This window comes from Streptomyces sp. NPDC029041, from assembly GCF_040637515.1.
In the GTDB taxonomy this organism is placed as follows: Bacteria; Actinomycetota; Actinomycetes; order Streptomycetales; family Streptomycetaceae; genus Streptomyces.
On the sequence record NZ_JBEZWO010000004.1, the window covers coordinates 427757 to 439692 of the forward strand.

Below are 11936 nucleotides of genomic sequence, written 5' to 3' on the forward strand. Positions count from 1 at the left end.
ACACCGTCTCGAATCGCTTGGTGAACGAGCGTCAGTCAGGCACACGTACTCCAGCACGACGGGCTAGCTCCAGTGCTTCAGGAGAAGCGACCCACCGTTTGGTCGGGTCATTCGGATTGGCAAGCTGGTAGAGCAGGAACAGACGCTTGGGGCCGGGTACCGCGATGACTCCAGCGAATCGTGGATCACCGGCGAACCAGATCTCCGCTACCTGAGCGGTCTTCTCGCTGCCGTAGCCCCGTCCGAGACGACGACGCCACCAGGCAGATCGTGCATGACCATGCAAAATGACGTGCACAACATCGTCGGGTTGATCCGGGTTGGGAAACGCCAGCCAGACGTCGCCGAGCTTCGCTCCCGGAATCTGCCCGATCCCGCTTGCCGGTGTCTTGTGCGCCCGCCAGGGATAGACCTTCAGGAGGCGGCGCGTCTGCGCAGCCGCAACGAGGTACTGACGCTGAAGGAATGATCGATACAGGGCGTACACAGCGACTGGGAGCATGATCCACATAGACCACCGGCCCGCGAAGATCATGAGGACGAACGCGCCGACACAGACCGCGGGCCAGAGAAATTGGCCTACGGCAGCGGAGGTGAGCAGCTTCTTCCACGCGCTCTGTGTCGCGGAGTGATCCCAGGCCGCTGCTGAGTTTGTGGGGTGGTGCACGGTGTCCATCTCATGCCTCGCCATGATCCATCGGCAACGGGTTCTCGAAGGTGACCATGCGGGCCGATTCCCGGAGCAGGTTCCGATAGTGGTCCGAACGGTGAACCGCAGTCGTCGACAGCGTCAGGATTGCCAGTTTGCGCGCATCCGGAAATGGCACATAGGTGACAATCTGCAGCAGTTCATGCCGCATCTCACCGACCTGGGGGCTCGATCGGATCTCGACGAGCGACGCAGGGCCGCACGGCAGCTCGAGGGTCTCCACATGACTGGCGTCTGCCATTGCCGCTGCGGCACGAGCAGCCATCACGCCACGGGGGGCCCAGGACGTCTCCTGGCAACCTAGGGTGAACAGCGACGACAGAAGACTTCCGTCACCCTCGTCGTCACGATGCGTCCCCACAGAGCAATGGATGACACCGCTGTACGCAAGCACCCGACCCAAACGCCGAACCGGCGCCAGGAGCTCCAGGAATTGTGGTGTGTTCTCGGGACCGGCCAGCATCGTGGCAAGCGCACCGAGTGAGTGTTCCTGGTCCTCAGCGCCTGCCGGTACTTCTTCCGCTGCAGCGAAGTCTGCGAGCGGAACCGGTATGAAGCCGGCGGGCAGCGCGAACCAGATGTCCGCGTCCGGCATCCTTGCGGACGGATCGATGACGAAGGTGTCCGAGCTCATGAGGCGGCAGCCACTCCCCTGAACAGGTACTTGAGCACGCCGGCTGTCGCCGCCCCGTCGATGACACCGGTCCTGACTCCGTCCAGCGTGCCCGTTACGGCCTTGGCTCCGTCGGAGTCCAGCGTGTCGTACAGGCTGCCCGCGATCCCGTATGCGGCTGTGCCGGCTCCCAACCACGTCGCCCCGGCCTCGACCTTGGGAAGCACCCGGTCGGTGCTCGCGCCGAAAACGCGTGATCGCTCCAGCACACTCGGCGCCTCGGAGATGGCCACGGCTTCCTCGCGGATCGACGCACCAACAGCAGCGGCCTTCTGCCCGAAGGTCAGGGCCTCATCCGCGGTACGGGCTGCGGCGCTCAACGCCTCCGGCGCCTTCATCAGCCCCTTGGTCACAGCACCCAGCCCGGGCACGATGCCCAGTGCGTCCCCGGCGACAGAGATCGCATTGCTCCAGAAATCCAAGTCGAGTTCGCCCTTCCTGATGCCGTCGCTCAAGGAAGCCCACACCTCGTCGTCCTGCAATCGCAGAGTGAGGGCCGTCCCGCTCAGCAGCCCAGCGCCCAGCAGAAGGAGTGGCACCGCGAGCGGGCCCGTGGCGAACAACGCGATCACCCCAAGGATCGCCGCGACGCCACTGAGAATGTCCGGCAGATTGTCGCCCAGCCAATCCGTGAACTTGTCCCAGGCACCCGGTTCGTGCGGAGCCAGTTTCGTCGTGGCGTCGCCGATCTTTCCGGCGCGGTACCGGGCCCTCTGCTCGTGCTCCTCGGCGAGCTTCTTCGCCTGGCCGATGATTTTGTCGAGGTCGGCCTGGGCCTCCTCCACCGCGGTATTCGCATGGGTGAGGGCCTTCTGGGCGTCGTCGTGGCGGGCGCCCTTCTCGTCCAGGTCGGGGGCTTTCTCCGCCTTGCTCGCACGGCCCTTCGCCGCGTCCAGAACTGCCTGGGCGTCCTTCGCGTCCTTTTCCAGGCGTTGGGCACGACGCTGGAAGTCCTCGAGTTCTCCCTCCCAGCGATCCAACTGCCTGGATGCCTTTCGGATCGAGTGCGCGGCGTTCTTGAGGTTCAGGGGCAGCGTCCCGCCGTCCAACTCCTCACGAAAGGCGACTGCGGCATCGCCCTTCCAGTAACTGCCGTCCATCAGCCTGGTGACCAGCTCTCGGCTTTCTTCCAGGACCTTGGCGCAGTTCACAAGTTTCTTGCGCAGCTCCCGGACGGTGTCCGGGCTGCCCGGCGTGGGGTTGAAGCCCAAGTGCGCGTACTCGGGGTTCGCGATGCGGCGGCCCCGCTGAAGTCCTTGCGGCTGGTCGAGATCCGTGGTGAACCGCGGGTCGGCAGCCGTACCCGGACGGCCGGAAGCGGAGGTCTGGGTCACGTGGAACCCGCCGAGCCCGCCTTGCCGTTGCGGGCCTTCTTCAGCGCCTCTTCCAGCGCCTTGTCCACCTCGTTGTAGCTATCCTTGCTCTGACCGATGATCTTGGCGAGGTCCTCGGTCTGCTCGCCGATCTGCTCGGTGCCGTACTTCCAGTCCTCCTGGAAGCTCTCACAGGCAGCGTCCAGGTCGTCCGTGCCCAGTCCCGTCACTGAAGCGTCACTCAGCGCCTTGTGCAGTCCCTTCAAGGAGCTGCCCGACTTCTTCAACAACCTCATGAAGTGCGCGAGCTCATCGTCGTCGACGGCCAGCCGCTCCGCCATGCAGCCGCTTCCTCTCCACGCTCCGTGCCACTTCCTCGAGTAAGTGACTCTATCCGTTCCGCTTACGTTGCGGACGGGGCGGCCACCCGCACGGGTGGCCGTCGGCAGTCGGAGCTGTGGCCAGGCTCAGCGGTTGACGGCCTGGATCTCCTGTACGACCACATCCTGGGTGGCGCCGAAGGAGCCCTTCGGGAGGGTGCCGCCTGTGTCGCCGGTGCCGGTCCAGGTGATGTTCCAGGTGACGGTGGCCCGGAGCGGGTAGGTGCCGTCGCCCGAAGAACGGAGGTACCTCACTCCGCAGGGCGGGGTGCGGTCGGCCTTGCCCGGGGCGTAGGGCTCGCCGATGCGGTCGTTGTCGATCGCGCAGACTCCGGAGGCCGGGTAGGTGACGGCGTCCTTCGTGCCCGGCTCGATGCGGAGCGACTCGGGGGTCGCGGTCGCCGTCGCGCTGATGCCGATCACGGGTACGGACGCGGTGACGGAGACCGGCTTGAAGTCGGCGGCGTCCAGCCAGGCCCAGGTCGGGAGGTTGACCTTGGTCTGTTCGGCGGGGGCCAGTGTCACCTTGGTGCTGGGGACGCGGATCTCGGCGTAGGCGAGTTCGGAGAGGACCTCCGGAGTGACGGCGTTCTCGATGTTCGCGGGCGGGGGGTCACCCTGGTCCACCCAGAAGATGGGCTCCTCGCAGGAGTCCCACCCCGGAGGGAAGTCCTTGTTGACGAAGGAGTCCCAGAAGTAACCCTTGCCGGTCTTGTCCTTGTTGAAGTCCTTGTACGGGTGCCCGTTGACGTAGCGGTCGCGCTGCTCGGCGTCCCACTCGTAGCCGGTCGAACCGGCCTCCCAGGTCGGCTCGAGGTACTTCTTCAACTGGTCCGGGGTGTACTTCGGGGCGTACCAGCAGGGGGGAGGGGACCAGGACGTGGTCGACGTGAGCGCACCGGCGGAGTTACCGCTGCCGTTCTTCGAACGGTCGAAGACGACGCCGCCTACGGTGACGGAGACGGTGCCGTCCTTGTCGGCGTCGGCGCTCTGCTGACTGTCACCGTTGTTGCCGTACTTGCCGCGCCCGGCGAAAGCCGTCTGTGCAGCGAAGACGGAGCAGCACACCAACGTCAGGACCGTTACGACTCTCGCCGATTTCCTTACGGCTGGCACGTCTTGTTCCCCCTGTCCGAGGCGATGTTGGCGGTCTGCCACACCCCGTCGGTGTTCTTGGTGAGGCTGGTGTTGTACAGCACGTAGGAGTCCGCATCCGCCGGCGACCTGTCGACTTTCTTGGTCTTCCGGTTCTTGATGAAGGACTTGCTCTCATCGGAGCAGTAGGTGACGTAGGCCTTCTTCTCGCCGGTGAGGGTCACCTTGTAATCGAAGTAGCGCGTCTCCCCGATCCACGTGTCTCCGCCATCGATGTACCGCTGGGCGTACGAGATCGAGGACTCCAGCGCCTTGCCGACGTTGTAGAAGCCGAGGGCCTTGGTGTCCGTGCTGCCCTTGAGGATCGCCTCGTCCACAGAGTTGACGCTCAGCGTGCTGTCCTTGAGGACCGCGTCCTTGGCGGCGTCACCGGTCTTCTCGTACTCGAAGACGTTCTTGGCGTCGGACGGGAAGGTGATCGCCGGGCGGCCGGCGGGCGCCCCTTCACTCTCGCTGGGCGAGGCGGAGGCCTTGTCCCCCGTGTCCGCTCCCGCGATCTTGTCCTTGTCCTTGTCCTTGGAGCTGTCGTCGCTCCCGCACGCGGACAGCGTCAGGGCCGCTGCGGCGGTCAGCGTCAGCGCTGCGAGGAGGGTGGGGCGGCGGGTCACGGTCGGCTCCCGGGAGGTGGCGAGGGCTTCTCTTGAGCGAACCCAAGCTATCCAGCGGGGTGCGGCCGCACCAGGGTGAAGGTTGTCACGCACGGGGCGTATGGGGAGGAATTAGTGATCTGTCGTCACTTTCGCGCCGTAACGGTTGCATAACGCGCCAGCGGAGGCCTCAACAGCGGTGCTGCTTGGGGCGTTTCAGTCAGGAATCAGCAAAGGGCAGGGATGCAGGGGGCCCTGTGGGGGGGGGGTGGTCGAGACAGATACGTTCGGGGCGGAGAGCTGCCGACAGATGGTGGCGCGGCTGGGGGGGACCGGATGGGGCGGCGTTGGCGGGACGGGCGTGGGGAGCTGGTCGTGCACGGGGGTGACGGGGAGCCGTCCCTCAGGGTGCCGCTGGAGATCGCCGGCTCCTACCGGGCCCGTACGAAGGGGCTGTTGGGGCGGGACTCCATCGACGGGGCGATCCTGCTCTCCCCCGCCAACAGCGTGCACACCTTTCGCATGCGCATGCCGATCGATGTCGCCTATCTCGATCGGCGTCTTCGGGTGATCGCCGTGCGGACCATGCGGCCGGGAATGCTGGGGATGCCTCGGTTGCGGGCCCGGCATGTGGTGGAGGCCGAGGCCGGGGCGATGGGCGAGTGGGGGGTGCGGGACGGGACGCGGGTGGAGGTCGTCGGGCCGGTGGAGTGAGGTGAGTGGCCTCGTTCGAAGGGCTCGGGTGGTGCTGCCAGGGCCTCGACCGACTCCACCGTCCGTTCGGCGAAGCGACCGGGGTCCGGGGTGCAGAGCCGGCCAACAGCGCACCAGCGGCCGCATTGAACGCACACCTCGTGGTCCCGCCCCAATCGCAGGTCCGGAAGGTCGACCGCCCTCTCCCCGTGTCCGTCGGCCGAGCGAGTCTCGAGCACACCGCCTATGTCTGCGCCCGCCGAGTTGATGCTACGGCCCAGTGCAGGTGCGCAGGGGGGTGAGCGTCACCTGTTCATAACCATCGGGAGAGGACGGTGAGCAGTGCCTTTCCAAGGGCGTGTGACGCGATCCTTCTCGTCCTCGCGGGCTCACCATGGGACATGCCTTGGACGCCGATCCCACCACCAGCGCTCGGCCTTCTCATCGTTCCCGGGCTCGGTGCATGCACGGAAGATGTCGTCCAATCGCGTCACAGAGGATCGCAGGCCGTCGGCGTATACGTCATCGACCTCGTGTTCGAGACGCGCCAGGGTGTCCCGGGCCTCCAGATCACGTCGGAAGAGGTCTTCCCGGTACCGGCCAGAAGGGCTCCAGTCGGACTCCAATCGGCGCACCAGCCTCTCCCACACGTGCAGGCTGTAGTGGACACGTCCTTCGACGCTCGCCGCCGTGTCCGTCGGAAGCGTGGCCAGGAAGGCATCGGTGAGAGGCGTCCCGATGGGCTCGTGTTCGAGAGCTTCGGGGAGCCACTCCACCTTCGCGCGAGGGAGATCGGCCACCTTCTCCTCCACCGCGTCGACCCGGTATCTCGTGTCCTCGTCGGAGTCGATCGCCTCCAGCCGGCATCTCACGACGCGTCCATCCGGCACCGCGACCCAGTATGCGGAGCCCAGATCGACGTCCATCGAGGGGTAGAGGACCGAGGTCGCCGTACGGATCGCGAGCCCTTGCGCCAAGTCCGCCTCACCAAGAGCTCCTGCCGTCCCGTCCTCGACGTAGATGTCGAGCTCCAGCGCCAGGTCACCGGGCGGCAGCACGCGGTACGTGCACAGAACAGGTGAGTCCCAGCGACGCGCTTCCTGGTCCCCGTCCGTGTCGGCGACGTCGACCGCCTCGCGCGTCACGGCCAGCGACTGAGCCAGCGCCCCGCGGAGCCGCGACGCCTCTGTCTCCGCGACGGTGAAAAGATTCGCGATCACTTGTACGTCCCGTCATACACCTGCTTGGCCTTCGCGACCTTGTCCGGATTGTTGACGAACTTCGGATTGCGCTGCAGTTGCTGTGACTTGCTGAGATCACCTTTGTTCCGCACGATCTCCTTCAGAGCAGCGTATTCAATGCGGTCCATGTCGACCAAGCCAGGGCCGGAGACCGGAAAGACGGTTCCGGTGTCCTCCACTCGATACGTCCGTCCGTTGATCTCGTACGTGTTCTTGTCCGGCAGCAGCTTGGCACGCCCCTTCGCTATCGCCTCGATGTCCGCGCGGACCAGATCCTCGTTACCTCGGAGGATGACCGTGTTGCGTTCCTTGACCTGACCGCTGCCCGCTCCGCCCACGGTGTGCCGCTTGTTGGGGAACCTCAGCTTCTTCCCAGCTGCCGGACCGGGAACATCGTCTGTGGCCTGCCACTCGGTGGTCGGCTTATCGCTGGTGTTCTTGTTCTCAGCCTCGTCGGCGGCCTTGTCCGCCTCGTCCGCTTGCTCGCGGGCCTCCTTCGCCTGTTGCTTGGCCTCCTCGTCACAGCCGTCCTGGGCGAGGACGACGTACGGGGAGTCGGACGGGCCGGCGGCGAGGATCGTGGCGCCTGTGCCGGAGGAGCCGGTGATGAGGCCGGTGGTGGTTCCAGGCGGGTTTCCGCCGTACGGGATCCGGCGGGCCGGCGCCGCGATGGTGCAGCCCGATTCCCGGGCCTGCTTCTCGGCCGCGTCCGCCGCCTCGTCGGCGTCCTTCGCGGCCTTCCGAGCGCCCTCGGCATCACCCGCCTTGGCCGCCTTGCGGGCCTTCTCCGCCGCGTCGGACGCCTTGTCGAGGACCTCACCGACCTCGGCCAGCTTCTTGAACTTGGTGAACTTCGTGATGGTCTTCGGGCTGAAGATGCCGACGACGCCGACCACGGTGTTGCCGATGGAGGCGCCGTAGTTGCCCTTCTCCCAGTTCTCCTTGTCGACGAAGGTGTCGGTCGCCAGGTCGGACACGAAGTCCTCGGGCGAATTGACCCAGCCCCATACGGAGGAGACATAGTTCCCCTTGTCCCACTCCTCGCCCAGCTCGTCGGCCTTGTCGCCCCACCAGTCGGTGGTGTAGCCCTTCACACCGTTCCAGGCGTCCTTGACCGAGCCGACCGGGTCGCTCACGACGTCCATGGTGTCGGCCAGGAAGCTCTTGGTGGGCGCCACGAAGAAGCCGCGGACATGGTCCATGAACGTCCTGTCGTGGCGTTCCTGGTCATGTACGTCGTCCCAGAGGGACTTGTCCTCGAACGGGCCCGGAGCGAGCGGGACCGTGTCGTTCGGGCCCGCGCCGTCGTAGGTGATGAGCTGGGCCGACGCGGGGATACCGCTGCCGCCGCCCGTGTCACCAACGCCCGTGCGGGTGGCCGTGCCGTCGCCGGCCTCCGTGTCTCCCTGGGTGCCCGCATCGCTGTTCGTGCCCGTACCGTCGTCTGCGCCCGTACCGTCCTCTGCGCCCGTACCGCCGTCCGCGTGAGCGTCGCCGTCCGCGCCCGCGCCGGTGTCCGCATCGCCCTGCGGAGCGGGGCAGGACGTCCCCGTCACCGAGCAGACCGCCGACTGGATGCCGTCGGCGATACGCCCGCCGAGGCCGCCCACCGAGAGCGCGACGATGATCGCCGCGACCACCGCGATGAGCCCCGCGTACTCCACCGCGGTCTGGCCCTCGTCCCGTCGCCAGCGGATCATCCTCGGCAGGCTGAACGCCCGCCGCTCCTCCCTGTCCCGGGGAGGGGTTTCGAACCACTCACGCGACCGGGCCCGGAGCAACAGCACGATGACCGCGACCGGCATCGCCGCCTGGGTGATGCCCCGCGGATCACCGTGCAGCAGCGTGCCGAACGACAGCCACACGATCCATGCCTGTACGGCGATCAGTGCGCGGGCCGTCCACACCCCGCCCCGCCACATGCACCGGGCCAGGCAGATCCCGGCCACGCTGGGCAGCGAGTCGTACACCAGGATTCCGAAGATCTCCCCGGAGTGGTACGTCACCACCGACAGCACGGTGATCACGTACAGCGCCGTCAGCGCGAACTGCGCCCACAGCAGTACCTGCGCCCAGCCCAGTTCCCTCGGCAGCGGCGAACGCCGAACCCAGGACGGGATGTTCTCCGCACCCCCCGTTCCGCGCGGGGGTATCCGGTCACCGGCAGGGGACATGCGCGACCTCAGCTCAGCTCGATACACGGCCGTTCACGGCGAATACCGAGCCGAGGCTAAGGAACGTCGATCACTCGCACATGGGCCCGTGGCCCCAACCCCGGGCCCACTTTAGGTGCGCACTTCCACCCGGGCCAGGACCGATCATCCGGATCTGGTGGCGGACCGGCGGACCCCGGGTCGGGGACGGTTCCGGGGGAGGACGGTCATCCGCAGGGCGCGTGGCCGTACCGTGAGCCGGGCGACCTGGCGGACGGTGCGGCCCTCGGCGAGGTCCAGCCGTACCGAACGCAGCATCGTCGCGAGCGCCGTGACCATCTCGGTGCGGGCGAAGCGGTCCCCCATGCACTTGTGCTTGCCGTCCCCGAACGGCAGGAACGCGCCCGGCGGAGGCTCCTGCGCTGCGTCGTTCCACCGGTCCGGGTCGAAGGTGAGCGGGTCGGGGAAACGCTCGGGATCGCGGTGCAGAGCATGCTGGCAGTACGCCAGTTCGGTGCCGGCGGGCAGCGTCCACGCGCCGAGACGGGTCTCCTCGGTAGTACGGCGTGTGACCAACCAGCCGGGGTGATGCAGCCGCAGGGTTTCGGTGATCACCCGGTTCAGGTACGGCAGCCGGGCCACGTCGTCGAGGGTGACGGGCCGGCCGCCGAGGACCTCGTCCAGCTCGGCCAGGACCCGGGCCTCGATGGCGGGGTGGCGGGCGAGTTCGTACAGGGTCCAGGACAGCACCGACGCGGTGGTCTCGGTGCCCGCCACGGCCAGGGTGAGGATCTCGGAGGAGATCTGATGCCCGGTCAACGGTCGGCCCGTCTCCTCGTCGACGGCGCGCAGCAACATGGAGAGCATGTCTCCGGTGTCGTGCCCGGAGGCCTGCAACTCCGCCACGGCGGTGTTGACGGTGGCGCGCACGCCGGCCCGGGCCCGGTCGAAGCGGCGGTTGAAAGGCAACGGCAGGCGCTCGGCCCAGTCGGGCAGCATCAGGCGCACGCCGACGCCGTTCATCACCACCGACAGGTCGCTGCGCAGCCGGCGGAAGACGGCGTCGTCGAGGCTGCCGGCGAACACCGTCTTGGCCAGCATGTCGAGGCTGAGTCCGACCATCGCCTCGCGTACGTCGAGGGTCCGCCCGGGTTCCCAGCCGGCGACCGTGGCCGTGACCTCGGTGCGCATGATGTCGACGTACCGGCTGATCTCGGTGTGGGCGAAGGCCGGTTGCAGCTGGCGGCGTTTGCGTACGTGGGGCCGGCCGGTGGCGGTGACGACGCTGTCGCCCAGCAGCTGGCCCAGCTTGTCGTAGAGCCGGCCCTTGTCGAGTGTGGGGGCCAAGGCCTTGAGCATCTGGTGGATCAGGGCCGGGTCCTGCACCACGACGGTGCGCGTGCCGGGTTGCAGGACGATCTCGACGAGCGGTTCCCGGGTGTCGCGCAGCGAGTCGATGAAGCCGAGGTTGTCGCGCATTCTCAGAGCGTGGCCGATGAACGGAAGCGATCCGGCAGCCCGAGGTATGGGGGGAGGCGCAGCGGACGTCACGGGTCATCCCTTCGCGGCGTTCATGGACGCCCTATGGCTTCCCTGCCGCTTCCCCGGCGCAATCCTGTCGTGAAAGTGTCCTGTGCCACGTGACGAGTGGGGGGGGAGGGGGCGGGAATCCCCGGCCGAAGCCAGCGCACGGGCAACCGTGCACTGGCCCGGGCCGGGCCAGAGTCCGGGCACCCGCCGCACGCCGGATGGCACGGCTGAAGCCATGCCGCATCTCCCGATCAGCTTTCCTGGCGCGGGAAGGAGACTTCGACCCGGCGGTTCTTCTTGCGGCCGGTCTCCGAGGAGTTGTCGGCGATGGGGTACTGCTCGCCGTAGCCGCGGACCTCGTACGTGACGTCGGAGTCGGTCAGTTCCTGGTCGAGAACGTTCTGTACGGCGTCGGCGCGCTTCTTGGAGAGGACGTCGCCGTGTGCGGAGGAGCCGAGGTTGTCCGTGAAGCCGAAGACGCGGATCTTCGTCGCGTTCTGCGTCTTGATCTCCTCGGCGATCGCGGAGATACGGGCTTTCGCCTCGCCGCTGAGTTTCGCGCTGTCCTTGCCGAAGAGGACTTCGGCCTGGAGGGCGAACTTGACGTCGGCGTTGGTGTCTTCGCGGCGTTCGTCGCCGCTTTGGTCTTCTACCACCTGTTTGATGTCGAGGACTTTGGGTTCGGCGAGGGTGCCGCCTTCGGGGAGCTTGAGGTCGGGGTCGTTGGGGTCGACCTCTACGGGGGCGGAGGCGGAGGCCTCGGTGCCGGGCGGGACGGCGGGGGTTTCGTCGGCGTGTGCCGAGGCGGCGCCGTAGAGGTTCGTGGCGACCATGAGGCCGGTGGCGGTGAGAACCAGGGCGAGGCGTGGAGTCGCCGATCGCGTGCGCGTGCGGGTTTTCATGGCCGGCCTCACCCGGAGATCTTGATGGTGCTGCTGGAGAAGGTCGGTACCTGGAGAGTGACGTCGGTTGCGCTTGCGGGCGGGGCGGGGAACTGGACGAAGACGGGGATGGTCTGTCCCGACTGGATCGTGGTGAGACCCGTTGTGGTCAATGGCCGTCCGTCGGTGTCGCGCAGTACGTAGTAGCGCTTCTTCCCCTTCGAATCCACGAGCGTGGCGCCCCCGAGTGACGTGCCGTGCTTGAGGATTTCCGTCTCATCACCACGCAGTTCGGCAGGGATCGTCAGCGAGTTCGAACCGTCATTCTTGAACTGACCGTTCACTGTGAGGAAGCCGCCCGCGTCCCGCTGCGCCGACGTGATTTGCAGGAGCAGTCCGTCCCTGCCCTTGAGTTCAGCCAGCGGCGCCTCGGACTCGCCTTCCTGAGCACTCGGCGCGGAGCCACGACCCTTGGAAGCGGAGGCGGAGGTATCCGGCTTCTTGTCGTCGTCGCCACCACCACCGCCGCACCCTGCAGCGCCCAAGGCAAGTCCGGCCGCTACGGTCAACGCGACCATCCTCCTGCGGGCCCTCTCAGTGAACCGCATGCTCATCTCTCCG

The 11936-nt window shown here is 67.1% G+C and carries 12 protein-coding genes; 1 reads left to right on the forward strand and 11 read right to left on the reverse strand.

All coding sequences use genetic code 11. The features are described from left to right. Nucleotides 1–31 precede the first annotated feature (31 nt). The 6 genes from AB0F04_RS12295 to AB0F04_RS12320 all read right to left on the reverse strand — a co-directional run bounded on the left by AB0F04_RS12295 (nucleotide 32) and on the right by AB0F04_RS12320 (nucleotide 4838). Nucleotides 32–676: a hypothetical protein gene (locus AB0F04_RS12295; protein WP_362040458.1), complete on the reverse strand. Its 645-nt coding sequence runs from the start codon at nucleotides 674–676 to the stop codon at nucleotides 32–34. A gap of 1 nt (nucleotide 677) precedes the next feature. Then, nucleotides 678–1343 carry a hypothetical protein gene (locus tag AB0F04_RS12300; protein WP_362040464.1) on the reverse strand — a complete coding sequence of 222 codons (666 nt, stop codon included), beginning with the start codon at nucleotides 1341–1343 and terminating at the stop codon, nucleotides 678–680. Further along, entirely contained in the window at nucleotides 1340–2716 is a 1377-nt protein-coding gene (locus AB0F04_RS12305) for a hypothetical protein (protein ID WP_362040467.1), read from the reverse strand. The genes AB0F04_RS12300 and AB0F04_RS12305 overlap by 4 nt, the downstream gene beginning before the upstream one ends. Then, a complete protein-coding gene (locus AB0F04_RS12310; protein ID WP_352095673.1) occupies nucleotides 2713–3036 on the reverse strand; it encodes a hypothetical protein in 324 nt (107 codons plus the stop codon). Before AB0F04_RS12310 ends, AB0F04_RS12305 begins: the two co-directional genes overlap by 4 nt. A 126-nt stretch (nucleotides 3037–3162) precedes the next feature. Continuing rightward, nucleotides 3163–4191 carry a hypothetical protein gene (locus tag AB0F04_RS12315; protein WP_362040469.1) on the reverse strand — a complete coding sequence of 343 codons (1029 nt, stop codon included), beginning with the start codon at nucleotides 4189–4191 and terminating at the stop codon, nucleotides 3163–3165. Further along, nucleotides 4179–4838 carry a hypothetical protein gene (locus tag AB0F04_RS12320; RefSeq protein ID WP_362040472.1) on the reverse strand — a complete coding sequence of 220 codons (660 nt, stop codon included), beginning with the start codon at nucleotides 4836–4838 and terminating at the stop codon, nucleotides 4179–4181. The genes AB0F04_RS12315 and AB0F04_RS12320 overlap by 13 nt, the downstream gene beginning before the upstream one ends. 315 nt (nucleotides 4839–5153) lie before the next feature. On the opposite strand from AB0F04_RS12320, the gene AB0F04_RS12325 reads away from it, so the two are divergent. Next, nucleotides 5154–5531 carry a DUF192 domain-containing protein gene (locus AB0F04_RS12325; RefSeq protein WP_362040473.1) on the forward strand — a complete coding sequence of 126 codons (378 nt, stop codon included), beginning with the start codon at nucleotides 5154–5156 and terminating at the stop codon, nucleotides 5529–5531. Between the two features lie 368 nt (nucleotides 5532–5899). Here the strand turns inward: AB0F04_RS12325 and AB0F04_RS12330 are convergent, their stop codons facing one another. From AB0F04_RS12330 to AB0F04_RS12350, 5 genes are all read right to left on the reverse strand, one after another. Then, nucleotides 5900–6730: a hypothetical protein gene (locus tag AB0F04_RS12330; protein WP_362040475.1), complete on the reverse strand. Its 831-nt coding sequence runs from the start codon at nucleotides 6728–6730 to the stop codon at nucleotides 5900–5902. Further along, nucleotides 6727–8925, reverse strand: a complete 2199-nt coding sequence (locus AB0F04_RS12335; RefSeq protein ID WP_362040476.1) for a hypothetical protein — start codon at nucleotides 8923–8925, stop codon at nucleotides 6727–6729. The genes AB0F04_RS12330 and AB0F04_RS12335 overlap by 4 nt, the downstream gene beginning before the upstream one ends. Nucleotides 8926–9069: 144 nt before the next feature. Next, nucleotides 9070–10455: a cytochrome P450 gene (locus AB0F04_RS12340; protein WP_362040478.1), complete on the reverse strand. Its 1386-nt coding sequence runs from the start codon at nucleotides 10453–10455 to the stop codon at nucleotides 9070–9072. A 230-nt stretch (nucleotides 10456–10685) separates the two neighbouring features. Further along, nucleotides 10686–11336, reverse strand: coding sequence for an OmpA family protein (locus tag AB0F04_RS12345; protein ID WP_362040480.1), 651 nt, complete (start codon nucleotides 11334–11336; stop codon nucleotides 10686–10688). Between the two features lie 8 nt (nucleotides 11337–11344). Continuing rightward, on the reverse strand, nucleotides 11345–11929 hold the full coding sequence (locus tag AB0F04_RS12350; RefSeq protein WP_362040482.1) for a hypothetical protein: 585 nt from the start codon (nucleotides 11927–11929) through the stop codon (nucleotides 11345–11347). Between the last annotated feature and the right edge of the window lie 7 nt (nucleotides 11930–11936).